Origin of the sequence: Priestia sp. BR_2 (assembly GCF_041954005.1) — a bacterium.
In the GTDB taxonomy this organism is placed as follows: Bacteria; Bacillota; Bacilli; order Paenibacillales; family Paenibacillaceae; genus Paenibacillus_AQ; species Paenibacillus_AQ lautus_A.
Genome location: NZ_JAVFHM010000351.1, coordinates 228,582 through 254,108, shown reverse-complemented (window position 1 = coordinate 254,108; position 25,527 = coordinate 228,582). Strand labels below are relative to the sequence as shown.

General features: G+C 52.7%; 22 protein-coding genes. 17 read left to right on the top strand and 5 right to left on the bottom strand.

The genetic code is table 11. From position 1 onward, the window contains the following. Positions 1-68 precede the first annotated feature (68 nt). Entirely contained in the window at positions 69-1,016 is a 948-nt protein-coding gene (locus RB298_RS32825) for a helix-turn-helix transcriptional regulator (RefSeq protein WP_096775171.1), read from the bottom strand. Positions 1,017-1,127: 111 nt separating this feature from the next. On the opposite strand from RB298_RS32825, the gene RB298_RS32820 reads away from it, so the two are divergent. From RB298_RS32820 to RB298_RS32810, 3 genes are all read left to right on the top strand, one after another. Then, positions 1,128-1,616: a DinB family protein gene (locus tag RB298_RS32820; protein ID WP_486050474.1), complete on the top strand. Its 489-nt coding sequence runs from the start codon at positions 1,128-1,130 to the stop codon at positions 1,614-1,616. A gap of 38 nt (positions 1,617-1,654) precedes the next feature. Next, positions 1,655-2,143, top strand: a complete 489-nt coding sequence (locus RB298_RS32815; RefSeq protein ID WP_192569507.1) for a helix-hairpin-helix domain-containing protein — start codon at positions 1,655-1,657, stop codon at positions 2,141-2,143. A gap of 146 nt (positions 2,144-2,289) precedes the next feature. Beyond that, positions 2,290-2,961, top strand: coding sequence for a DUF4097 family beta strand repeat-containing protein (locus tag RB298_RS32810; protein ID WP_486050472.1), 672 nt, complete (start codon positions 2,290-2,292; stop codon positions 2,959-2,961). 151 nt (positions 2,962-3,112) lie between these two features. Here RB298_RS32810 and RB298_RS32805 read toward each other — a convergent pair whose 3' ends face one another. The 3 genes from RB298_RS32805 to RB298_RS32795 form a co-directional block, all read right to left on the bottom strand. Next, the gene (locus RB298_RS32805; RefSeq protein WP_375120733.1) at positions 3,113-4,564 is read right to left on the bottom strand and encodes an erythromycin esterase family protein; all 1,452 of its coding nucleotides are present in this window, start codon (positions 4,562-4,564) and stop codon (positions 3,113-3,115) included. A 128-nt stretch (positions 4,565-4,692) separates the two neighbouring features. After that, positions 4,693-4,890: a helix-turn-helix transcriptional regulator gene (locus RB298_RS32800; protein WP_009594955.1), complete on the bottom strand. Its 198-nt coding sequence runs from the start codon at positions 4,888-4,890 to the stop codon at positions 4,693-4,695. A gap of 25 nt (positions 4,891-4,915) precedes the next feature. Next, entirely contained in the window at positions 4,916-5,431 is a 516-nt protein-coding gene (locus RB298_RS32795) for a DUF6773 family protein (protein WP_096775176.1), read from the bottom strand. A 438-nt stretch (positions 5,432-5,869) separates the two neighbouring features. On the opposite strand from RB298_RS32795, the gene RB298_RS32790 reads away from it, so the two are divergent. Together RB298_RS32790 and RB298_RS32785 are read left to right on the top strand one after the other, a co-directional pair. Continuing rightward, the gene (locus tag RB298_RS32790) at positions 5,870-6,766 is read left to right on the top strand and encodes a putative RNA methyltransferase (RefSeq protein WP_375120732.1); all 897 of its coding nucleotides are present in this window, start codon (positions 5,870-5,872) and stop codon (positions 6,764-6,766) included. A gap of 108 nt (positions 6,767-6,874) precedes the next feature. Next, complete coding sequence (locus RB298_RS32785; RefSeq protein ID WP_192569503.1) at positions 6,875-7,300, top strand: VOC family protein; 426 nt, start codon at positions 6,875-6,877, stop codon at positions 7,298-7,300. An 85-nt stretch (positions 7,301-7,385) separates the two neighbouring features. Here the strand turns inward: RB298_RS32785 and RB298_RS32780 are convergent, their stop codons facing one another. Next, positions 7,386-8,435: an S-layer homology domain-containing protein gene (locus RB298_RS32780; RefSeq protein WP_096775179.1), complete on the bottom strand. Its 1,050-nt coding sequence runs from the start codon at positions 8,433-8,435 to the stop codon at positions 7,386-7,388. A gap of 380 nt (positions 8,436-8,815) precedes the next feature. Between RB298_RS32780 and RB298_RS32775 the strand changes: the two genes are divergently transcribed. The 12 genes from RB298_RS32775 to RB298_RS32720 all read left to right on the top strand — a co-directional run bounded on the left by RB298_RS32775 (position 8,816) and on the right by RB298_RS32720 (position 25,501). After that, positions 8,816-9,730 carry a coiled-coil domain-containing protein gene (locus RB298_RS32775; protein ID WP_375120731.1) on the top strand — a complete coding sequence of 305 codons (915 nt, stop codon included), beginning with the start codon at positions 8,816-8,818 and terminating at the stop codon, positions 9,728-9,730. Between the two features lie 222 nt (positions 9,731-9,952). After that, positions 9,953-10,996: a LacI family DNA-binding transcriptional regulator gene (locus RB298_RS32770; RefSeq protein ID WP_036662263.1), complete on the top strand. Its 1,044-nt coding sequence runs from the start codon at positions 9,953-9,955 to the stop codon at positions 10,994-10,996. Between the two features lie 421 nt (positions 10,997-11,417). Further along, a complete protein-coding gene (locus RB298_RS32765) occupies positions 11,418-12,785 on the top strand; it encodes an ABC transporter substrate-binding protein (RefSeq protein WP_096775181.1) in 1,368 nt (455 codons plus the stop codon). 61 nt (positions 12,786-12,846) lie between these two features. Next, positions 12,847-15,804: an extracellular solute-binding protein gene (locus tag RB298_RS32760; protein ID WP_486050467.1), complete on the top strand. Its 2,958-nt coding sequence runs from the start codon at positions 12,847-12,849 to the stop codon at positions 15,802-15,804. A gap of 12 nt (positions 15,805-15,816) precedes the next feature. Beyond that, positions 15,817-16,785 (top strand): carbohydrate ABC transporter permease, encoded by a 969-nt coding sequence (locus tag RB298_RS32755; protein WP_452517445.1) that lies wholly within the window; start codon positions 15,817-15,819, stop codon positions 16,783-16,785. 4 nt (positions 16,786-16,789) lie between these two features. Further along, positions 16,790-17,701: a carbohydrate ABC transporter permease gene (locus RB298_RS32750; protein ID WP_009589726.1), complete on the top strand. Its 912-nt coding sequence runs from the start codon at positions 16,790-16,792 to the stop codon at positions 17,699-17,701. A gap of 12 nt (positions 17,702-17,713) precedes the next feature. Further along, positions 17,714-19,177 carry a gluconolactonase gene (locus tag RB298_RS32745; protein ID WP_486050464.1) on the top strand — a complete coding sequence of 488 codons (1,464 nt, stop codon included), beginning with the start codon at positions 17,714-17,716 and terminating at the stop codon, positions 19,175-19,177. Then, positions 19,158-19,778: a Yip1 family protein gene (locus tag RB298_RS32740; protein WP_096775185.1), complete on the top strand. Its 621-nt coding sequence runs from the start codon at positions 19,158-19,160 to the stop codon at positions 19,776-19,778. The genes RB298_RS32745 and RB298_RS32740 overlap by 20 nt, the downstream gene beginning before the upstream one ends. A gap of 14 nt (positions 19,779-19,792) precedes the next feature. Then, positions 19,793-22,369, top strand: a complete 2,577-nt coding sequence (locus RB298_RS32735; RefSeq protein ID WP_486050462.1) for a DUF5696 domain-containing protein — start codon at positions 19,793-19,795, stop codon at positions 22,367-22,369. Further along, on the top strand, positions 22,366-23,265 hold the full coding sequence (locus RB298_RS32730) for a carbohydrate ABC transporter permease (RefSeq protein ID WP_096775187.1): 900 nt from the start codon (positions 22,366-22,368) through the stop codon (positions 23,263-23,265). The genes RB298_RS32735 and RB298_RS32730 overlap by 4 nt, the downstream gene beginning before the upstream one ends. Before the next feature lie 49 nt (positions 23,266-23,314). Continuing rightward, positions 23,315-24,310, top strand: coding sequence for a carbohydrate ABC transporter permease (locus RB298_RS32725; RefSeq protein WP_486050460.1), 996 nt, complete (start codon positions 23,315-23,317; stop codon positions 24,308-24,310). Between the two features lie 174 nt (positions 24,311-24,484). Next, a complete protein-coding gene (locus RB298_RS32720; protein WP_486050458.1) occupies positions 24,485-25,501 on the top strand; it encodes a glycosyl hydrolase in 1,017 nt (338 codons plus the stop codon). The last annotated feature ends 26 nt before the right edge of the window (positions 25,502-25,527 follow it).

Here is a 25,527-nt window from a genome sequence, read left to right as displayed (position 1 = left end):
AACGTACGCGGGTGCAAGGTTCCGATAAAATAATCCATACTCTTAGCCCAAAGGAGAGTCAGCTGCCTCTAACCATACTTCGCCATCATCTCCGCGAGCATCCCCTTGATGCGAACCACCAGCTCCTGCGGCGCCTTCACGGTGGCTTCATTCCCTAATCCGATAAAAAATTTAGCAAAATACAAAAGTTCGCTGGCAGGGACGTTCTGATCAAGCCGTCCGCTTCCATCCGGCCGCATAGCGATATGGGGGACAGGACATAACTCAGATTCGCAGCGCTGAACGCCTTCCCGGCTCAAATCCACGACCATCCGGACATAGACCGATTTCTCCGTCCCGTATTCCCTCCAGTTCCCCAGATGGATGTGCCGGTGATCCCGCGGCTCGATGCCGGTTGCATCCTCAGCCACGGACTGCATGCGGTCGCAGCGGAACAGACGGAAATCATCGCGCAGAAAACAATAAGCGGGACAATACCAGAAGCCGTTGCTTGCATAGATGCCCACGGGCTGGATGCTTCGCGCGGCATAGCCGTCCCTGCTCTCGTATAACACCGTAACGACCCGCTGGTCGACGGCGGCATCCAGCAGAGCCCCGAGAGATTCAGCCTTCTGCTGTCTGGTATGCGTCAGAAAATCCACGCGGTTCTTCATCTGGTCAATCCGGTCGCGCACATCCCCGGGCATGTAATAATAAAATTTCTGAAGTGCGGTAGAGGACTCGGCTTCAAAGGGAAGAAATAGATAGTGACGCAGGGCGTGGCTGGCAAAAAACATCGCGACGGCTTCTTCCTCGCTGAAGGCGATCGGCGGAAGAACCCGTTCCTTCAGCACCTGGTAGCCGCCGTGCGGTCCTACCTCGGAATAGAGGGGGACTCCCAGTTCGCTGAGCTCCTGCAGGTCCCGCAAAATCGTGCGGGACGACACGCCGAATTGATCGGCCAGTTCTCGGACCGTGAATTTTCGCATTCGGTTAACGGTCATCATCAGCTCGATGAGACGTTTGGATTTGGACATAGGATCAGCTCCGAATCGTTGGATGACTATGACAATAGTTGTCACTATTATACGCTATACTAGCCGTAGAACCCAGAGCCCCCACATAACTAATAAATGGAGTGATGGAACGTGAGTCAATTGCATGAAATGAAGCAGCTGTTGTTCGAGGAGCTGGAGCTTATCGTTCGTACCAGTTCGAATCTGATCGGCAAAATTACAGAAGCGCATTGGGATTACAGACCTGCCCACAATATGAGATCGCTGCAGGAACTCGTGCATCATCTGGTTTCGGTGCCTGCGACGGACCTGTTGATTCTGCAAGAGAAGAGCGAAGCGGAGATCCGGGAACAGGAGGCAAGCATCGCCGCTGACGGCACGGACAAGGACAAGCTGATCTCTTGGATGACAAAGGGACTTGCCGATGTAAAATCCTACATGAATGGGCTGACAGATGAAGAATTTATGCAGAAGACTACGAGACCCTTCTATTTGGAGCACGGTTCAACCCAAGCCAAGTGGCTGATTGAAATCGTCACGCATGCCCAGCATCATCGGGCGCAAATGTTCAATTACCTGAAAGCCCAAGGCTATGAAGTAAATATGTTCGATCTATATTAAACGTCAGGTATGCAAAAGTGAGAACAGGGGTGAGAAGGATGCAGCGGCATGTACCGAGAAAATCGCCGAAGCTGCCGTTAACCGGCGAGGAGCTGGCGAAGCTGCGGTCAAACAAAATGAAGCTTATCGATATTGCGCAAATGGATATCGAGTTATTGTCCGGCGTGCTTGGTGTTTCGGATAGCCGTGCCCAATATATCCGGGGACTGGCACAGTTTCAGACGGTTCCTTCGATCGGACCGAAAGTGGCTGAACGCGTAGTCCAGTTGGGGTATTACGCATTGGAAGATATCAAGGATGAAGACGCTGCCTCTTTAACGGACCGGATGGAAGCGAGCAGCGGTTTCTGGGTGGATCCTTGCGTGGAGGATGCGTTTCGCTGCATCGTACATCATGCCAATCATCCGGGGAGCGGGAAGAGCTGGCATGACTTTACCGAAGTGCGTAAGCAATTCAGGGAGCAGCACGGATACCCTCCAACCCGTCCAACTTTATCGTGGTACGACAAAAAAGATGGACAACCATAGGGTCCCTACTTTGACCTAGCAGGAGGCACTGCCACATGGCGGTGTCTTTTTTCCTGTTGTTTACCAAACTTGAAAAATCGCTTGAAAGTGACGCCGCGTCATCCTGTACAATGACTTCAAAGTTGAAAAGGGGTGGAGGTAAAGCAATGAAACGATATGCACCAGCTGCAATCCTATGGATCCTCGGCATGTTCTTGCTCAGCGCATGCGGTTCAAGGGATGAAGAAGAGGAACTCCAACGCGTAACGCTGGAGGATGTTGAAGTATTGGAGATCGACCATGGCAGCACGACCTTGTTCGTGGAGACAGCGGATGTGGAAGCATTGGAGGTTTCGCTGCTCCGAAGCGGCAGTTCCGCAGGAGCCGTTGTCGATCAAAAAGATAATCGGGTGAAGATTTCTTTAGATAACGATATCACTCGGATGTTGAATATCGGCCGGATGCCGCAGCTTCGCGTGAAAATTCCCGCGGACTATGCAGGGAAGGTCGAAATTGACGGTTCTTCCGGCAAGGTAACGGGAACCGGCTTGCAGAATCACGGCCTTCAGGTGAAGGGTAAAAGCGGGAATATCTCCCTTGCGTTCGCCCGTTTGAACAACGATGTGGATGTATCGGCGACTAGCGGAAACGTGAACATTCAGCTCGATGAAGAGACGCCTGATGCGACATGGGTGCTGCAGTCCGGGAGCGGACGGAGGTCCATTGCCGTTCCGATCCAGGACAGGAACGAGAGCAACCGGAAGACGGAAGGGCGCACCGGTGACGGGGAGTTTGAGGTGAAGCTCAAAACCTCCTCGGGGAACATCTCGATAAAATAACCATGCGGAACTGAACGTAAGAAAAAAAGCATCCCCGTTCGGTCCTTTCCAAGAGTTCATTGCTTCCGGACTCTTGGAGCAGATCGTCAGAGGATGCTTGTCATCTTAACCTATGAAAAATTCTTATATGACAGCAAGGAATGATAGCACCTTATTCTTCAGCAGGCACAGAAGCCTTGGATGAAGCGGAGGATCTCATATATTGGGGCGGGTTTACGTCATCGATCAGCAGAATACCGTCGTACTGGTCGCGGGCGATTAAGCTTTCCGGAATCATCCCCCAGCTATAGGCAAAACGCGGCTCGAACATCCACGAGTTGCCTGCCTCGCGTTTTTGGTAACGCAGGTCAACGAAGGTATACGGCGAGCCTGCGGCCGAGAGGATCGATTCAATGGAGCCCGGCTCTGCCGGCAGGACGTCATGCACATTCCCCATATTATCCGCGGTTTGGCCGCTGGCCGGATACAGGCCAAGCACGTAACTGTATTTCTTCATTTCATCCGAGAGTTTCTCTCCCATTAAAGTCACCGGATATGGCGTACCCATCACCTCGGTTTGAGCTTTGCGGATGTGGTCGTTATGTCCCCACACGATGAATTTTTCCATCGGGTATACTTCGGTTGCCAGCCACATGAGATTGTCATGCATCGCCTGGTCCCGCCATTCCATCGATTCCAGGAACGGGACATAATCCCCGCCTTCCATGCCAAGCGTTGATTGAATGGAGAGCTCCACGTATTCCCGGGCTACCCGAATCCGGTCGTTCAGGGTCCGCTCGAGCAGCATGGACAGTTTGGGGTTATCCGGGTACAGCCGTTTCAGATGAGCTTCGTTTGCCTCCGTCTTTAATGATTCCAGAGCATCCTTGTACACTTGAATCAGCTGATGTTTCTCTTTGCGGTAAGCGTCTAGATCCGTGCCAAGAGAGTAGTCGGACAGTTTCTTCTCAGCTTCCGATAGACGCTTAGCCATGGCCTGATCCTGCAGCCATTGTCCGTCCAACAGCGGATGCTGCAGCTGCATGTCAAAACCGGTCAGCACGAGCGGCTGCTTGCTCTGTTGTGCTGTTTTAATGTAGTCGAACAACGGCAAAATCTCTTTGGACCACCAGACGCCGAAGATGGAATCCTTCATCGTTTGTTCCGCGCTCCGCTGCCCGGCCCTACCGTAAGCCAAGGAGCTGTTGCCAAGGCCGCTCTCAAAGGCCAGAACGTTGTACCCCATCTCCTGATGCAGGAACTGGATCAAGCGGGTCTTCGCCAGATTGAACTCGCCAACCCCGTGGGAGCTCTCCCCTAGAAACACGAAACGTTTGTCATGCAGCAAGGGCTTCAGCATAGCCAGATCCCTATACTGGTTAGTGCCGTTGGCTGTGTTGGCCGGGTGAATCGTATCCAGTCGATATACATGGTCTTTGGCCCAATTCTCCCACTCGGCAATTTTTTCATCCGACGTTCGTGCAGTCGTAACCTCGGTAACCTGCCCTTGGATGGGATCGGCGGCAGAAGCATATGTTTTTCCTTCAGGGATGAAGGTGGTTCCCAATAGGGAAGCGGTGAGCAAAAACACGGTGAATGCTTTTCTAGCTTTATGTAATGGCATGATAGATTAGGTCACTCCTTATATGATGATTGGTTATTAGTTCTTGCCTTGAAACGTTGGCGTCACCTCCTTAACCTTGTCGGCAATTGCTGTCTGGCGGCGTTAGTGAATTGAAATGCAGCCCTGCCCTAGTCTTCTTCCCAGAACAGATCGTTCAGCGTACGCGATAATGCCTTGCATATGGCAACGCACAGGCTGAGGGACGGATTATATTTCCCAAGCTCGATCAGGCCGATGGTCTGCCTGGAGACACCGACGATCTGGGCCAGTTCTTCCTGCGATAAATCCTTCTCGACGCGGGCCATCTTCAATTTGATGTTTTTCATGCGGCAGTCCCCCTAATATCCCTTTCTACGAGTCGAATGGATCGTTCTGCGACATTTTTTGGCTTACCTTGTTGGCGCCGTAGTGGATCAACCAATTCCCCCCGACAAAGAGCGGGATGTAGATGATCAGTGAGACGAGGAAAACGCTAAAGAAATATTTGAGCTCGGTCGCACTGTTGTCATTGCCAAACAGAACCGCGCTGCGGATACCGAAAAAAAGAGCAAGTGCGACACCGATAACAAGCCCCCATATCGCCGTACGCATGCTGAACGAAATTTTGCTCCGCTGGTCATGGACCTCCACTTCATCCGAGTAAATCCCCAGCGCCACGCTGCGTATCCCGAAATATAAGCTTCCTCCCAGAATGATCAGCATTTCCAGCCAGACGGGTTCCGTTCGCGGCAGCACAAAAGATTTGATGATGACGGAAATGCTGCAAATGACCATGATCAAGGTATACACCTCTTTATATAACTTGTTCTTCAAATTGACGATACGCTCATCCTCAACCGAGTTTTTCTTAAACCAATTCAAGCTCATCATTCCTTCCTTTTGGTTAGAGATACGTTCCTGAGATTTTCTGGATACATGCATTGTAATAGTATTTACGTCTTTTTGCAATATATATATGTCATTTTGAATTTAATATTTGTCTTTTAAGGTGAGAAGGTGGATAAAAGAGTCTCAAACACTCATCATAGTCTATAGGAGGAACTTATTCTTGATATATTTTGCTGAACCGGACGCTTGCCCTGGAGGTTTACATTCTGTGCTCGCGTGTTAGAATTGAATTAGGGCATCTCTCTTGCCCAAATTGATGTCGGGAGCGTGTTTTTTCTCATGATCCATTTCATTCGTTTACGCTAATGTGAGGTACAGATCCAAGTAGGCTCGGCCCTTTTTTTTGACAACTGCGGCTTGAGTTTATTTATCTGTGCCTTTTTTATTGCGATCAATCGAATGAAAGGATGATTTGCTGTGTCCAACAACGAAAAATTGTTAAAAAAAGCACAAAAACTTTCGATACACGAGAAGATGTTTCAATGCCCGATCTGCGGCGGTGCCATGAAGGTAGAACGCATGGCCAGCCTGGAATGCGAGAACAGGCATTGCTATGATATATCCAGACAGGGATACGTAAACCTGCTGAACCATTCATCCAAAACCAATTATGATAAGGCTTTGTTTGAGGCCCGAAACACGATCAGCGGCAGCGGCTTCTTCGGCCCCATGGTAGAAGCGGTAACGAATCGCCTGATCCAGGAGCTGAAGTCCCGGGAATCCGTGAAGCCTGTAAAACTGCTTGATGCAGGCTGCGGGGAGGGCTCCCATCTATCCGCCATCGGACATAAGCTTCGGGAGCACCCTTTGGTGCCGGATGTTCTCGGCGTAGGCATGGATATTGCCAAAGAGGGCATCGTTATGGCCGCCAAGATATCCCCTGATTCTATATGGTGCGTGGCCGATTTGTCCCGGAGCCCGTTTGCCGACCAACAGTTCGATTACATCCTGAACATTCTGTCCCCGTCCAATTATTCGGAGTTCAGGCGGCTGCTTGCGAGTGGCGGATCATTGGTGAAGGTAATCCCGGACAGCCTGTATTTGCAGGAGCTTAGAACCTTGTTCTATACAGGCACAGGCAAGGAGAATTACTCCAATGACAGCACAATAGAGCTATTCAGCCGCCACTTTGAGCAAATCGAAGCCGAGCGGGTGCAGTATCGAGTCATCCTGGATAACGATCAGATGAAACAGTTGATTCGCATGACGCCGTTATCCTGGAGCGCTTCGCCCGAGGCCATCGGACAAATGCTGGATGAAGCGATGGAGGTCACGGCGGACTTCAAAATCCTGTATGGATGGAATGAGGGATAACCATAACGGTCCTTCAGCCGAAAATGCCTCATATTTTGCTAAAGTGATCCAGTTGGGCGATAATAGGAGTAACGTTGTAAATATGAAAATAAGGTGGTTGACGATCATATGGCACTTCGAATGAATCCATATCTCGTGATGGACGGGAATGCTAAGGAAGCTATTCAATTCTATGAGAAGGCGTTGGATGCCCAGGTCATCATGGTTCAGACCTTCGGCGAGATGCCGGCGAACCCTGATTTTCCGCTGCCGGATAGCGCGAGAGATCGCATTTCCCACGCTTTGCTGAAGGTAGGAGAGACGGATTTGATGTTCTCCGATACGTTTCCCGGTCAACCGGTTCAATCCAGCAATCAGGTTCAGATCTGTATCATGACCGATCAGGCCGAACAGGCCAAGCGGATATATGAAGCGCTGCGGGAGGACGGTCAAGTGGTTATGCCCCTTCAGGAGACGTTCTGGAGCCCGGCGTACGGCATCGTGGCTGACAAATTCGGCGTGAACTGGAATATCTCCACGGAAGCGGAAGCGTAGAAGCTGATATATAAATGAACAAAAAGCCCTGACGATTTGCCGTCAGGGCTTTTTGTTCGGTTGCAGCGCAGTCGAGTTTCCTGAATTATGCCCGAGATCCGTCCCACCACTTATAGTAGATATGGACATGCCCGGCGGGGCTTGCCACGAGCGGATCGATAACGAGTGTTTTGCCGCTCACCTTCAACTCGATCACCTTCTTGTTCTTCTCCGCGGAGTCTATTTTCGCGAGGAAGGCGGAATCGACTTGGAAGCCATACAACTGGAGGAGTTCGATCAGCATGCCGCGCTGGGTTTTATCGGCGGCATTGGAAAGCGCGATTCCGCTGAACTGCATAATCTGCGGCTCGAATTGAACGGACACGGCGTAATCCGTCTCACCGGTTTGCTTCGTGCTGGTCATCACGATTTTATTCGATCCGTCGTCATAAATGCGGTAGCCGCTGTACTTCGGAAATACCTTCTGGCGGATCACGAGGTACATCTCGTCCCGGTAAACGTCCCAAGGGGTTGGCAGCTTCGGCAGCATGGCCTCCGCGCTTGGCGCGGTAGGGCGGTCGTATAGGTTCGACATTCCGCGATCGGTCAGGTTTTTGATCAGCTGAAGCACTTCGGCCCGCGTGATGGTGCCGCTGCCTACATAGCCTTCAATCGTATTTTCACCTTTGATCCGGCCCTGCGCGTACTTTTTCCCCAGAACGTATTGAATGGCCTGATTCCCACCGTAGTTCACGCCGTCGGCGCTGGATATCAGCTCGGCCACATGGGCCCGCGTTATGTATTGGCTGCGCTTGGTTTTGTCAGCGAATCCGTGTACAGGATAGTTCTTGAAGTGCAGAAAATGATAATATTTATCCGACCATAGTTCGGTCAAATAGTTCTCCTGCAGGTCCTTGCCCGTAATGCCGACAATCAGCATGCGGATGAATTCGGCCTCGGTCACATTCTGATTAGGCATGAACATTCCGTTCGCATAGCCGTTGACAATCCCCTTGTCGACGCCCCATTCGATGGTCGTTTTTGCCCAGTGGTTATCAATATCCCGAAAAGTAACCCCGGCAAAAGCGCTGCCAGCTCCTACGAACAAAGAGACAGCCAGGAGTATAGGCGCACATAGTGTCCTGAACTTCAACATCTGCAATCCTCCATCTATAATTTGCTAAAATACTACAAAATACATTGTATAGGCCTATTTTTCGGGCGGTCAAGCATCAGAAAGCGGTTCCGAACAAAGATGGGCTGTTATAACTAGCTAACTAACTTTAGCGATACTAAGGGACTACAGGACCAAGGAAGTGCATAAATCTTCCGTTTTTGATGTGGGATATACGAAGGGAAGACATGTTTTTCATGAAGCATCCAGGGAGTGAGACACGCTGCCGTGCGAAAATATCCGGAGGTTCCAGAAATCGGATCTAGTCTAAAAGTTAGGGGTTCGGAGTTCCTATTGGAAGATGCCTTGCCATTAGGTAAAATATCCCTTGTTTACTATCTACAGAAGAGAGGCGAAAATCGATGAGATTGATGCGAAAATCGTTATTAACCTTATGCAGCCTTTTGCTTGCCGTCTCGGTTTTGGTGCCGCTAACAACGGTTCATGCAGCGGATCAGAAATGGATCAATCAAGTATGGAGCGAGTATAAATCCTATAACAAGAAGACGGTAAATGCGTATAACAATTACCAGAAACAAGCAGACAAGAAATATAAGGCGTTTTATAATGCCAGCCATGCCTCCCTGGACCAGCTCGAGAAAAAAGTGCTGGAGGATCAAAAGCAGTGGGACGAGAAGCTTCGAGCCGATTTGGAGCAGCTGAAGCTGAAGTATGAGGGAAACCGCGACCTAAAGGATAAGCTGGCACAATATGAACGGTTCATCAATCCAAGTTATTTAAACGGTCCGATGTGGAAGTATGCGAATGCCGCTAACCGCAATTATTTGAACAGTACCCTATGGAAACTAAGCAAAGAAATGAACGAGGATTATTTGAACAGCTGGATGTGGACATACAAGAAGACGATCACCCCGAGCTATTTGAACAGTTCCGCATGGAAATTCAGCAAAACGGTCAGTGAAAGCTATTTGAACAGTCCGATGTGGAAGCTCCGTAACGGATCCAGTACGTCGTACCTGAACAGTCCGATGTGGAAGTACAAACAAGGGAAAATCAGCAAAGCAACAGCTAAGAGCCAATACGGCAAGCTGTTTAAGGAACAGACAACCGCGATCTCCAAAGGCAATGCTGCAAGAAAATCCGAAATAACGAAAATGGCAAGCGGTACGCAGAAGAAGATAGACGAGCTATATAAGGAAACGGTGGTTATACTTGAGACACGTCGCGAGGAGGCGTTGAAGAGCATCTCCGACCTGCGGATCGAAATTGCCGGAGAAGGCTTGAAATGGGAAGCGCTGCTCGTGGAGAAACCGTAATTATCTATATTTTTAAGCCTACAAGAAAAGAGCTGCCCCAGATGGTCCTAACATGACCATAGGGGCAGCTTTTGTTTTTGTAAAAATGAAAACAAGAAAATGCAGGATATTCTTTGACTTTAACGATTATTTCACATAATATTATGTCAGTAACCTAACAAAAACTAACATAAATAACACGGAAGCTGAACGACAAATTCGCACTTAAGTAGGTTGATAACGATGAAAACGAAAGTGACGATTCAGGAAATCGCCGATTTCACAGGCGTGTCTAAATTCGCTGTATCCCGGGCCTTGTCGGGGAAATCCGGCGTCAGCCCGCAGACCAGGGACATGATCCTGAAGGCCGCCGGACAGCTTGGGTATTTCAAGGATCAGCCAGGCCAAGCGGCAGGAAGAAACCAGCAGCTCCAGGAGCCGGAGAACCGAAAATGGGCGGGGGCGGTACTGGTCCTGTTCCCGAATGTCCGATATCAGAATCGCGAATCGCTCTATTGGGGGCCGGTTTTTGACGGAATATCGACCCGCCTTAATCAGAAAGGGCTCGACATCCTGACGCTGACGGAGCCTTCGAATGACCACATGTTTTCCCTCCTGAATCCCCAGGGCATTCTCGGGATCGTAACGGTGGGAGCCGTGTCCACGCAAAATTTAATGGATATCAAGAAGCTGAACATTCCCGTGGTCATGGTAGACCACATGGACCCCGCGTTCCAATCGGACACGGTGTTCACCGACAATATGCACAGCATGAAACAAATCATGACCAAACTGATCAGCAAAGGATATAAAAAATATCAGTTCATCGGCAACATCGAAGATGCCCAGAGCTTTTACGAGCGCTGGATCGGTTTCTCGTCCGCGCTGGCCGATTACAAAATCGAGCATCGGCAGCTGCCTTCTCTGATCAGCCCGGAGATAGAGAACATACACGAAACGTTAGGCAAGGCTCTTGCCGGAAACGAGCTTCCGGAAGTGTTCGTTTGCGCTAATGATATCACCGCCATGTTTGCCATGGAGGCGCTCGGGAATCAGGGTATCGACGTACCGGGTCACGTACAGGTGACAGGGTTCGATAATACGTACGACAGCCTGCCGATTATGGCAACGGTGAACATCGACAAGGAATTGCTGGGGATGCGTGCCGTCGATCAATTGCTCTGGCGGATCGTGAACCCGGATTCCAATTATGAGCGTCTCCTTATTCAAGCCGATGTCATTGTTAGGGAATTGAATAACGCTGCGCGGGATACGGACGAACCATAAGCTGTACATGTAATGTTAAGTTAGCCCCGATGTCTTAAAGACATCGGGGCCTTTTTGTATTCATAACAAACAAATAACAAATGTACGGATTTTATGATAGTCAATTAAGATAGAATAACAGTAATTTCAGTTGATATATAGGGATTTATAGCGAACAAGTCCGATTTTTGCTGAATTAAAATGTAAACGCTGTCGCTAATTATTTAGGTTATTTATAAAATAATATTTAGGTTGGTTGTTATTATTATCATAAAATATATTGACGTAATTGCGATCCTGGTGTTATATTTTTTGGCAAACAGGGATAACCGAATGGGGGGCGGGGGAACAACAGGATTGCCGGGAATGAAGCATCGACATCATCTTGGGGGTACTTGCATGACGTTAACAGGGCGTTAAACAAATAGGGGAGGTTTTTAGTGTGAGAAAAATGAAAGGGCTTTCTTTATTGCTTATCTGTTTGTTATTTTTGATTACCGCCTGCAGCGGCGGAGGGGCCAAGCAGGCGGAAGCGCCGCCGGCGACCCCGGCTCCCAGCACGGAAACCGCGGCAGAGACTCCTAAAGAAGAACCCGCCGAACCTGAAGCAGAACCTGTTGATCTGGGCGGCCGCGTGATTAAGGTAGCCGCTTGGTGGGACCTGAAGCCGGCAGGCACAACGGCCGGAGAGAAGGCACGCCTGGAGAAGATCGCCGAAATCGAGAAGAAATACAATTGCAAAATCGAATTCGTCAACGTTCCCTTTGAGGAGTACATGAATAAATTCACGACAAGCGTGCTGGCAGGCGAGCCGTTCGCCGATATCGTGCAGTTGGAGTACAAGTCGGCATTGCCGGCGATTATGAAGGGACAGATCCTGCCGATCAGCGAATTTACCACGGACAAAAACAACATCAATAACGAAGCGGATCTGCAGACGAAATATCCATCCATTGGCGGAGGGGAATACGGCTTCGATAATCCGACCTCCATCGGGCTCGGACTTCATTACAACCGCGACCTGTTTAAGAAGAACGGGCTTCCGGATCTTCAGGAGCTGTATGCCAAGGGAGAATGGAACTGGGATAAATTCATGGAGCTTGCCAAACAGGCAACCAAAGATACGAATAACGACGGGAAAACGGACGTATGGGGCTTCTCCGGTTGGGCCATTGATGCGGTAAAGCATTTCACCGCCGCTAACGGGGGCAAAATCGTAGACGATTCCAACGGCAAAGAAGGCTTGTCCGATCCGAAGACATTGGAAGCAGCCGAGTTCGTGAACCGCCTCTACAACGTGGAGAAGGTTGTGAAAGTCAAGAGCGGCAACAAAACGAATTGGGAAGAAACCAACACCTTCAAAGACGGCGACGTAGCCATGTTTACGGCGGCGGAATGGATGCTGGGCGACATTACATTCGAGGTTGGCGTGGTTCCGATTCCTGCCGGCCCGCAGGGATCGGCAGAAACAACGTATGCCAATACCGCCGCGTCCGCGAAGTTCATTGCCAAGGGCGTGAAAGATCCGGCCATCGTCTACCAAATTTACGAAGAGACGTTCGATATACCGCCGACCGAGGAATACCCGGGACAGGATTACCTAGAGAGCATCTATACCAATCAGGAAGACATCGACATGATTCGCGAGCATATTGCCGGAACCGGCGTCATCACGGTCGACGAAGCCTACACGGATTACCCTACGGGCGCTTTCATTGAGGACATTATCGTGAACAATCAATCGGTAACCGCTACGGCCGAGAAATATAAACAACAGGCACAGGCTGCTGTCGATAAAATGGGCAAATAAGATGGACGGGGGCGTTAAAGCTTAAAGCCGCGCCCCCTTCTCCTGAACAGGGGGATGAACATTGACACTTCAAACGCAGCTAAAAAAATGGATGACCCGGTTATTGGTTCTTGCGGCAATCTTGGCCGCTTTGACGTTGTTCTTTAATAGAGGGGGAAATGAGTCCGGAGCCGGGGGGAGGCCGGAACACGGCGGGACAGAGCTTACATTGGAACGTCCCGCATCGCTGGTCAATCTCAGCACGCAGCCGGGGAAAATCATTTCCTATGTCCAATATTTGTCGGATCATGACGGAAAAGGTCGACCTGATCGTGAGATCATGATTCCCGCGGCGGATTACAGCCGTGCCGAGGGCGGGGAATTCCGCAGGCTGGAAGCCTATGAGGGTCATCCCGGAACCTCGTTGTTCACGGGGGAGAAGGGTGAGGTGGAATGGAAGGTTTATGTAGAGGAGGAGGGATTGTACAATCTGTCCCTGCTCTATTATCCGGTGGAAGGAAAGAGTTCCTCCATTGAGCGTTCCATCCGCATCGACGGGGAGGTCCCATTTCAAGAGGCCGCTTATTTGCAATTCGACCGCATATGGGATAACGCCAAGGACGGCATCGATCAGGATAACCAGGGCAATGACCTGAGGCCGAAGCAAATCGAACGCCCCGCTTGGACCACGGCGGTGCTGAAGGATGCGGATGGTTACATCACGGAGCCGCTTCTTTTTTACTTTGAGGAGGGGGAGCATACCGTATCTTTAACGGCCGCGCGGGAACCGATGGTTATCGGGGAACTCAAGCTGTTCCAGCAGGAGAGTCCGCCGACGTATGCCGAGCTGTACCGGCAGTATAAGGCTGAAGGGATTCGAAGAACCGAAGGCGCCTTGCTGGCGATTCAGGGAGAAGACGCAGTCGCCAAATCCTCGCCGACCCTGTATCCGCTAAGCGAGCGTTCGAGTCCGAGCGTCAGCCCTTACAGTGCGTCGAAAGTCCGAATCAACACCATCGGCGGCTTCAACTGGCGGCTGCCCGGACAGTGGATCGAATGGGAACTGGACGTCCCGGAGAGCGGGCTCTATAAGATAGCGTTCAAATCGCAGCAAAATTTTGTGAGGGGCATGTACTCGACGCGAAAGCTGACGATCGACGGGAAGGTTCCGTTTGAAGAAATGAACCACGTCGCTTTCCGCTTCAAGAACGGATATCGCATGGACGTGCTTGGGGGCGATGAACCTTATCTGTTCCGGTTGGAGCAAGGCAAGCATGTGTTACGCCTCGAGGCGAGTCTGGGTGAATTCGCTCCCCTCATTCATGAGGTGGAGGACAGTCTGCTCAACCTGAATGCCATGTACCGCAAAATATTGATGATCACCGGCACGAATCCGGATGAATTCAGGGATTACCGCGTAGAGCAGCGGATACCGGAACTGCTGGAAGCCTTCCGGTACGAAAGCGGCAGACTGAAAGCGGTTGCGGCCAGATTGGTTGAGCTGTCGGGTCAATCCGGCGACCAGGAGGCGCTGCTGAAGACCATGGCGCTTCAGCTGGATGAGATGATCGAGAAGCCGGATACGATTCCGCGCAGGCTGGAGGCCTACAAGACGAATACCGGCGGACTCGGAACATGGCTGCAGCAGGCAAGGGAGCAGCCGCTGGAGATCGATGCCCTCTATGTTGCATCAGCCGATGCCAAGCTGCCGAAGAGCGGAATGGGGGCTGCCGATAAGGTGAAGCATGAGGCGTCGACGTTCTTCAGCTCCTTCTTCATCGATTACAACAATATCGGTAACGTCACGGATGAAAAGAACCAGCGTTCGATCACCGTATGGATCGGCAGCGGCCGTGATCAGGCCAATACCATCAAGGCGATGATCGACGAGACCTTTACGCCGGAGACCGGCATCAACGTCAATCTGAAGCTGGTGAACATGGGGACGCTGCTCCCCGCCACTTTGTCGGGACAGGGACCGGAGGTCGCGATGCAGATCGGCAATGACCTCCCCGTGAACTTTGCCATGCGAAATGCCGCAGCGGACCTGACGCAATTCCCTGACTTCGAATCGGTAGCGGCCAGATTCCGGGACAGCGCCTTGGTGCCATACCGATACCGCAGCGGCGTATATGCGCTGCCGGAGACGCAAACCTTCAACATGATGTTCTATCGGAAGGACGTGCTGGAGGAGCTGGGTCTTGAAGTTCCGAAGACTTGGGACGATGTGGCCAGCCTGCTTGCCGTATTGAACAAAAATCATATGCAATTCGGTCTTCCCGTCGTGGCGCAGGCACCGGATCAGTGGACCACGCTGCCGCCGAATTCGATGTATGCGGCGCTCCTGATGCAATCCGGCGGACAATTCTACCGCAACAACGGCCGGGAGTCGGATCTGGATTCCAAGATCGGGCTGGAAGCATTTAAACAGTGGACGGAGTATTACACCGACTACAAGCTGGAACGGGAATACGATTTTGCGAACCGGTTCCGTACCGGACAGATGCCGATCGGCATTTCCGATTACACCACTTATAACCAGCTGTCGGTGTTCGCGCCGGAAATCCGCGGCGTATGGGGGTTCGCCCCCGTTCCGGGAACCGTTCAGGCGGACGGCACGATTGACCGCACCGTACCGAGCGGCGGCAGCGCCGTGCTGATGCTGGACGATGCGAAGGACAAGGATGCGGCCTGGGAATTCTTGAAATGGTGGACCAGCGATGCGACGCAGACGAATTTCGGCCGCGAAATGGAAGGGCTGATGGGCGCGGCGGCCCGCTATCCGACCGCCAACATCAAGGCGCTGGACAGTCTGCCGTGGCCGGTAGCCGACTACGAGAATTTGAAATCCCAATTCGAATGGGTTCAGGGAATACCCGAGGTGCCGGGCGGTTATTCGACGGGCAGGCATTTGTTCAATGCCTTCTATCGTGCGGTCATCAGCGGCATCGAGCCGCGGGAGGCCTTGATGGATTCGGTGCAGTATATTCACGACGAAATCCGAACCAAGCAAGCAGAATTCGGCGAGCTGCAGGAATAGGGGGAGTCCAATTTGCATAATGCCAGCCTTCAGGATCCTGAAATTACGATGTCAGCCGCAATCCGCCCCGTCAAGCCGCAATCCTGGTGGAGGCGGAAGCTGGCGGAGATGAAGGCCAGCAAGCATTCCTATATTTTGCTTGCGCCTTATATGATCCTGTTCACGCTGTTTACCGTTTTTCCGGTCGTCATTTCGATGATTCTCAGCTTTACGTACTTCAATATGCTGGAGTTTCCGCGGTTTGTCGGCTGGGATAATTATACGCGCCTGTTCCTGGAGGACGATATCTTTCTGGTCGCGCTGAAGAACACGCTGCTTTTTGCCGCCATAACGGGACCCATCAGTTATTTGGCCTGCTTCCTGTTTGCCTGGGTCATCAATGAGCTGGGTCCGCGGCTGCGGGCGTTCATGACCCTGATCTTCTATGCGCCTTCGATCTCGGGGAACATTTACTTCATCTGGCTGATGATCTTCTCGGGTGACCGCTACGGCATAGCGAACGGCATGCTGATTAAGCTGGGCATCATCCTGGAGCCGATCCAATGGCTGAAAACCGAAGCGATGATCATGCCGATTATCATTTTGGTCCAGCTGTGGCTCAGCCTCGGAACCGGCTTCCTGGCTTTCATCGCCGGACTACAAACCGTGGATAAAACGCTCTACGAAGCGGGTGCCGTGGACGGGGTCCGCAACCGCTGGCAGGAGCTGTGGTTCATAACGCTGCCTTCGATGCGGCCGCAGCTTATGTTCGGCGCGGTCATCCAGCTTACGACATCGTTTGCCGTGGCCGACGTATCGATTGCGCTGGCCGGTTTCCCGAGCGTGAACTACGCGGCGGAAACCATCGTCACGCATCTCATCGATTTCGGGACTACTCGCTTTGAGATGGGTTTTGCGTCGGCGATTGCGACCGTGCTGTTCATCCTGATGGTGGGAACCAACCTGATCGTCCAAAAATTGCTGCGCAAGGTAGGTGAGTAGACGCGTGAGGGTTACATACGAACTTCCGAAAAAACGGGACGGCCGCCTGCTGAACGTCAGGCTTAAAGCTCGCAGCAAACGGGTAAACCGCTCGTTCATGGGGACCTTCTCCCTGTTTGCGCTGCTGGCGGTGTTCGGCGCTTTCATGGCGCTGCCCCTGGTGTACGCCATCAACAACGCCTTCAAACCGCTGGACGAAATTTTCCTGTTCCCGCCGACGCTGTTTGTCCGCAATCCGACATGGAATAACTTTTCCGATTTGATCAATCTGCTCGGCCAGTCCTGGGTACCGTTCTCGCGGTATATCTTCAATACGGTTTTCATAACCGGGGTCGGCATTGTCGGTCATGTGATCTTTGCATCCGCGGCGGCTTATCCGCTGGCCAAACACAAGTTTCCGGGCAAGGTGTTCCTCTTCCAGGTCGTCGTGCTCTCGCTGATGTTCACGCCGGTCGTTACGGCAACGCCGAATTATATGATCCTGTCGTGGCTGGGGCTCATCGACACCTATTGGGCCGTCATTATACCGGCTTTCGGCTATTCGCTAGGGTTATATCTGATGAAGCAGTTCATGGAACAGATACCGGATGCCCTATTGGAAGCGGCCAAAATCGACGGAGCGAGCGAATACCGGATCTTCTGGTCCATCGTGATGCCGAACGTGAAGCCGGCGTGGCTCACGCTGATCATATTGCTGTTCCAGATCCTGTGGGGAACCGACGGCAACGGCTTTATTTACAGCGAACAGCTTAAGACCCTGCATTATGCATCCAATCAGATCATTCTGGGCGGTATTTCCCGGGCCGGCGCAGGCGCGGCCGTGGCAGTCATCCTGATGAGTGTGCCGATTGTGCTCTTTCTGTTCTCGCAGAGCCGGATCATCGAGACGATGGCGACCTCCGGGATGAAGGATTAGGGAGGGGATCAGATGTCAGCGAAAAAATGGTTGCTAACTCTCGCGGCGGCCTCCCTGCTGCTTACCGGCCTGATGCCGGGGAGCGTCTCCGCCAGTGCTCCGTACGAGAGCTATATCTACAATTATTGGGAGGAAACGGTTGCCGTGCCTGCCGCTTATTTGCCGGAACGCGCCGTTACGGGGAAGGAGCTGGGCATTGGGGATTTTTTGGATCCGAGCGATATGCATGTGTCGGAAGCCGGAAACGTCTACGTGCTGGACAGCGGCAACAAACGGATCGTCGTCCTGGACGACACGTGGAACGTGATCCGTGTGATTGATTCTTTCATGAACGAAGGGAAAGAGGACGGTTTTGCAAATCCTGCCGGCATCTTCATTGACGGGGATGAGCAAATCTATGTTGCGGATACGGACCATCAACGGGTTGTCGTGTTGACGACGGAAGGGTCGCTTGTCCGCATCATGGAGCAGCCGGAGTCGGATGTGCTGCCACAAGGCTTTCAATTCATTCCCCTGAAAGTAGCGGTGGATGATGCCAAACGGGTATTCGTTGTCGCCCGCGGCGTTTACGAAGGCATTATGCAGTTCGAGGAGGACGGTACCTTTCTCGGGTACGTCGGAACGATCAAGGTAAAGCGCGATTATGGCGATTATTTCTGGAGATTGGTATCGACGAACGCGCAGAAAGCCCAGATGAGACTGTTCATCCCGACCGAGTTCTCCAATCTGGATATGGACGGCAAGGGGTTCGTCTATGCCACGAATATTGACGTCGGATCCAGGGAACCGATGAAACGCCTCAATCCGTCGGGAGAGGATGTGCTAAAGCGCTTCGGCTACTTTCCGGTTGCAGGAGATATTTATTATCGAAGAACGGTGGGGCCATCCAAGTTCGTTGATATTAAGGTGCTCGGCGACGGGATGTACAGCGCGCTGGACTCTACTCAAGGTCGCGTCTTCACATACGACGAGACCGGCAATCTGCTGTTCGTATACGGCGGCATCGGGAATCAGCTGGGCCTATTTAAGACGCCGGCGGCGATTGAACGGCTTGGGGACCGTCAGCTTGTGCTGGACCGGGGAAAGGCAAGCATCGTCATATTCGAGCCGACCGAGTTCGGGAAGCAGGTTAACCTTGCCGTCCGCCATCATTACCGGGGAGAAGACGCGGAGGCGGAGAGCTATTGGGAACGGGTTCTTCAGCTCAATGCGAACTATGACATCGCTTATATCGGCATCGGGAAAGCGAAGCTCATGAAGGGGGAGAACAAGGAAGCCCTTAAGTATTTTGAGCTGGGCATGGACCGCAAGAATTATTCCGTGGCGTATAAACGATATCGCAGGGAGGTCATGAAGGAGCATTTCGGCACCTTTTTATCGGCAGGGACCGGGGGCCAGCTGCTCTACGCGGTCTATAGAACGGTAAGATACCGAAAGCAGAGGAGGGCAGGAAAGCATGAAGCAGGACTATCTTAAATTCCCCCTTCATTTGATCGTTCACCCCTTCGACGGATATTGGGACCTGAAGTACGAAAACCGGGGGCGGCTCGGGGTCGCTTATCTCGTATTGGCGCTCGTGGTCATTGCCATGATTCTGCAGCGGCAGTATGCGGGATTTCTGGTCAACTACAATGATCCGCGGACGCTGAGCAGCATCGACGAATTGATATTTATCGTCCTCCCGTTCTTCCTGTGGTGCGTCTCCAACTGGTCGGTCACCACGCTCATGGGCGGTGAAGGGAAGTTTAAGGAGATCGTGATGGCCAGCGCATATGCCCTCATTCCGATGGTTCTGATCTATCCGCCCATGACGCTGGCGAGCCGGTTCATGGTCCAGGAAGAGACCGTGTTCTATTATCTGCTAACGACGGTAGCAGCGATCTGGTTTATCGGGCTGCTCTTTGTCGGCACGATGACGGTCCACCAATACTCCGCCGGCAAAACGGTCGTCACGATGTTACTGAGCCTGATCGTCATGGGCATTATCGTATTTCTGGGCACGCTCGTCCTGAGCATGCTGCAGCAGATTTACACGTTCGTTGTCAACGTTTACCGAGAGATCATTTTCAGGCAATAAGGAGGCCGTAGGCCGTGAAAAAAAGAAAATGGCTGTACACGGTGCTTGCATGTACCGTTATAACGTGCATGGCTGCGGGCTTACTGATCTACGTGAACCGGGGAGCGCCGGCGGTCGACGTCGCTGCGTACAGTACGGCGGCGACCGAGACGGCGCAGGGCAGGGAGCTCTCCGTCCTGAACGATTCGACAGGCGGCGTGCCCGGCATGGATCTGGTAGCGGAAACGGAGGCGCTTGCGCTGTATTATCATCCGGACACGACCGAGGTCGCGGTACGGGATAAGCGGAGCGATATGGTGTGGTACAGCAATCCGCCAGACCGGGTGGAGGACGGAATGGCTTCGCCTTTCGAGAAGGAAATGCTGTCTTCGCAATTGACGCTGACGTTCCGGGATGGGATCGGCACGCTTGAGACTTATCCGAATTATACGTGGAGCGTGATGAACGGGAACTATACGGCGGAAGCCTTGGACAACGGCGTTCGCGTCACGTATACGCTGGGAGATGTCTCGCTCGGAATCGACGCCTTGCCGAAATACATCTCGCAGGACCGGCTGCAGGAGAAGGTGGTCAGCAAGCTGGATGCGTCATTGGCCAGATACGTGCAGGCCCGGTATTACCCCATGAAGGATAACCCTGCGATGCTGGAGCGCCTGGACGATCAGATCAAGAAAGAGCTGGTTCTGAAAAAAATGCTGGGCGCTTTCGAGCAGGCGGGTTACACCGCGGAGGATCTTGCCTATGATAACGAAGAGGGCGGAGGAGCCGCCGCAAGCGCCTCTTCGAAGCCGCAGTTCAAGATTCCGCTCGAATACCGGCTGGAAGAGGATTCGCTTGTCGTTACGATACCGCTTGACCAGGTAACGGAAAGCGAGAGTCACCGCCTGCGCAGCGTGGAGCTGCTTCGCTATTTCGGCGCGGCGGGAACGAAGGCCGAGGGTTATATGCTGGTGCCGGACGGCAGCGGCAGCCTGATCCACCTGAATAACGGCAAAGTGAAGGAAGAACAGTACGTGCAGCGCATATACGGCACCGATCCGAATCATAACAGCAGCAGCCGCGGACAGGTGGCCGAGCAGGCGCGGATGCCCGTATTCGGCATGAAGAACGGGGACGGCGGCTGGTTTGCCGTGATTGAAGAAGGCGACGCCATCGCGAGCGTGTCCGCGGACATTGGCGGGAAGCAGAATTCGTACAATCATGTATTCAGCAGCTTTGCCGTGCGCGGCGAGGATATGCTGGAGCTTTACACCGGAAGTACGGTGCAGGAAATCCAGCTGTTGAATGACAAGCTGTACAACGGGAAGCTGTCCGTCAAATACCGTTTCCTGTCCGGCGAAGGGGCCAGCTACTCCGGCATGGCCCGCTTGTATCAGGAAACGCTTGCGAAGGAAAACAAGCTGGTTCCCCTGGAAGAAGCGGAGGGCATTCCGTTCTATCTCGATATGCTGGGAAGCGTGGATAAACGGAGATCTTTTCTGGGCGTACCGTATGATGCCGTCGTCTCGATGACCACCTTCGAGCAGGCAGGCGAGATCGCCGCTCTTCTGAACGGCGAGGGCATCGCCAATCTCCGAATGCGTTATCTCGGCTGGTTTGGCCAAGGCGTCCATCACAAAACCCCGGTGAAGGTAAAGACGGACAGCGTTGTCGGAAACGCCGCCGAGCTTAAGGCACTATCCAAGCAATTGCAGGACGCCGGCGGCGGGCTGTATCCGGATGTTGCCTTCCAGCATGTCTACCATGACGATGGGGCGTTTACGCCGTCATCCGATGCCTCGCGTTTCGTGACCAGGGAAACGGCAGCGCTGCATCCGTTTGACCGGAACACGAACCGGATGAACTCGTATTACGGCACGTACAACCTGATGTCGCCGGCGAAGCTTCCCTATTACGTGGACCGATTCACAGGGCAATATGAACGGTTTGGCATGGGGGCCGTGTCATTGCGGGACCTGGGCGATGTCCTGAGCTCCGATTACCGGGTGCAGCGGGTGGTTTTCCGGGAAACCGCGAAGTTTATCGTGACCGATCAGCTGAAGGCGCTGCACGAGGCATACCCGGATACGATGGTTTCCGGTGCCAATGCTTACAGCTGGCCATATGCAGGCCACGTGCTCGATGTCCCGACGTCGAGCAGCGGATTCGGGCTGACGGATGAAGCCGTGCCGTTTTATCAAATGGTCATTCACGGCTACCTGGATTATGCGGGAGCTGCGGTCAATAACCTGAATGAACAACATTTGCGCAAAGCGCTCCTGCAGTCGCTGGAATTGGGAACGGCTCCGCATTTCCTATGGTCTTATGAACAAAGCTCGAAGCTGAAGTATACGCGTTTCGATAACATGTATTCCACGCATTACAAGAATTGGTTCGAAGAAGCGGTTTCCTTGTACCACGAGCTGAACGAGGTGCTGGCGCCGATCCGGACGCAGCGAATGGTGGAGCATAAGCGGCATGAAGACGGCGTGGTGGAAGTAAGGTACGAGAACGGCGCCTCGATTCTGATCAATTATACCGATCAAGCGGTTGATGTTAACGGGGTCCTAGTGGAACCGCAAAATTACGCTGTAGGTGGTGACCGGGCATGAAAATGAGATTGTCCCTGACCCAGAAAAGATCCATGCTCGGCCTCCTCTTCATCGCGCCATGGCTGATCGGCTTTATCTTTTTGTTTGCCGGGCCTCTGTTTCAGTCCATTTTGTTCAGCTTCAGTAAATTGAACATCTCTCCCACGGGCTATGAGCTGGAGCCGGTAGGTTGGAGCAATTTCAACACCGCGCTGTTCGTGGACGCGAACTTCAACCGGATCCTGACGGAATCGATACTGGGCATGGTGGTGGACGTTCCGCTGATCTTGTTTTTCAGTCTGTTCTCGGCCGTTCTGCTGAATCAGAAATTCCGGGGGAGAGCCCTTGCGAGAGCGATCTTCTTCCTGCCGGTCATCCTGGCGTCAGGCGCGATTTCGGCAGCGGAAACCTCGGGTCTGATCAATCTGGTCGGAAATGCGACGGTGGCGGAGGAGCTTGGGCAAGCCTCCGGGCAGTTCAACGTGCTATCGATGGTGCGCATCTTATCCGAAGCCGGATTTCCCATTACCGTAACCGAGTACATTATCGGGGCGGTCATGAGGATCTACGATATTATCAGCAGCTCGGGCGTGCAGATTCTGATCTTTCTTGCCGCCCTGCAGGCCGTCCCTGGCTCGATGTACGAGGTCGCGAAGATAGAAGGGGCTACCGTTTATGAATCGTTCTGGAAAATCACCTTTCCGATGGTGAGCCCGCTCATCCTGACGAACATGATTTATACCATCATCGATTCGTTCGCGGACAGCACCGTGACCCGAACGATTTATGAGACGGCCTTCAAAACGCAGAATTTCGGGCTCAGTGCCGCGATGGCGTGGCTGTATACCATCGTTATCAGCTTGCTGCTGGTGTTGATGGGAATCATCGTCTCAAGGAAAACCTTTTATCAAAACTAATGGCAAAGAGATTCCTGACTGACGGGTGCAGGAAAAAAAGGAGGTCCTTATGGCATCGATTCGGGATCGCTCGGACGAAACGGCTCAGGAACGACTGAACCGGTTTAAGAACAAGGCGCTGCCGATTCTGTGGTCAGTGTTCCGCTATCTGCTGATCATCGGCATCACATTCATCATCATCTATCCGATCATCACCAAATTCTCCGTCGCGTTCAAAGACAAACAGGATATTTATAACCCGACGATTTACATGATTCCGGTGCATTTCACATTGGATAATTTCAAGATCGTGCTCGACCTGCTGGATTATTGGCCGCTGCTGCTGAACACGATGATTTACGTATTCATCACGATGCTGCTGACCACGATGTCGACGGCTCTTGCCGGGTATGGCTTTGCCAGGTTCACCTTTCCGGGAAGCAATCTGCTGTTCGGCTTGGTGGTGCTGACGATCCTGATCCCGATGAGCACGCTGATGGTGCCGATGTATTTGCATTTCCGCAGCTTTGACATTCTGGGGCTGGTTCATTTGTTCACCGGAAAAGAGGGCATCAACCTGCTGAACAGCTACTGGCCATCGATCATTACATCGGCCACGGCCACCGGGCTTAAGGCCGGACTGTTCATTTATATCTTCCGCCAATTTTTCCGGGGGATGCCCAAGGAGATTGAGGAGGCGGCGCTGATTGACGGGGCAGGCGGGATTAAGACGTTTTTTGCGATCATGCTTCCCAATGCGATTCCGCCGCTCATTACGGTGACGCTGTTCTCGTTCGTCTGGCAGTATAACGACACCTTCTATACCTCGCTCTTTATGAGCGAACAATCCCTCATGCCGCTGAAGATCGCTTCGCTGCCGGCGGACGCCAACCAGTTTCTCCCGGCTCTGATGGGGCTCGGTTCATCGGCCAAGGCCGATCCGAACTACGTGGCGCTTGTGGTGGATACGGGAATTTTGCTGGCCATTCTGCCGCTGATCGGGTTGTATCTGTTCGTGCAGCGCCATTTTGTGGAGAGCGTGGAGCGTACGGGGGTTGTCGGGTAGAGGCTGCTGCAGGACAGGTGCAATCCCGAAGGATGCGTACCGTGTCGCAGGACAGATGTTGTGCTTGCCAGATAGGTATGGCGCAGGAATCGGGCTGTGCCATTGGTGTGACGGATGGAGGAAATTTGTGAGATCTATCATCCATAAGGCAATTATAGGATAGGAGTGAATCGCATGACAAAAGCAAACGGCAGCCGCTATGAGGTCCGGCCGGACTTGATCAACCCGGCCGCTTCGAATGAAGCGAAACGGTTAATGGGTTATCTGTGCAGCATTTACGGCAAGCGGATGCTGACCGGGCAGCAGATTGGCGTTGTGTCAACGCCGGAGTTCGAGATGATCCGCGAGGTCACGGGAAAATACCCGGCCGTCGGCGGGTTCGATTTCATGAATTACTCCCCATCCCGGGTGGAGCGCGGGGCCGAGCGTCAAGATACGGATCTGGCGATGAAGTGGTGGGACCGCGGCGGGATCGTGACCTTTTGCTGGCATTGGAATGCCCCGAAGGATCTGATCGATTTGCCGCCGGACCGGACCTGGGGCCGAGGCTTTTATACCAATGCGACGACCTTTGATATCGCACGGGCGATGTCAGAGCCTTCATCGGAGGAGTACGGCCTTATCGTCCGGGATATCGATGCGATCGCTGCCGAGCTCAAGCGTCTGCAGGATGCCGGCATTCCGGTGCTGTGGAGACCGCTTCACGAGGCATCGGGCGGATGGTTCTGGTGGGGGGCCAAAGGCCCCGAGCCTTGCATCGCGCTTTGGAAGCTGATGTACGAGCGCATGACGCATCACCACGAATTGAACAACCTGATCTGGGTATGGAACGGGCAGCACAAGGATTGGTATCCGGGCGATTCCTACGTCGATATCATCGGGGAGGACATTTATCCGCCTGCCCGGGATTACGGCTCGCAATCCGAGCGGTTCCGCACCGCTGCATCGTATACGGATGCGGCAAAAATCATTGCCCTGACCGAGAACGGTGTCATACCCGACCCTGATCTCATGCAGGAGGACGGATGCCCGTGGGCATGGAATTGCACATGGTATGGAAACTTTGTGTTCACAGGGGAAGGAAATAACCGGAGGTATTCAGAAGAGTATACGGATGAGTTGCAGCTGATCCGTACCTATCATCATCCGTTTACGGTCACGCTGGATGAACTTCCGGATCTGAAAGGCTGACGGCTTGATCTGTAAGGCATGCTGCC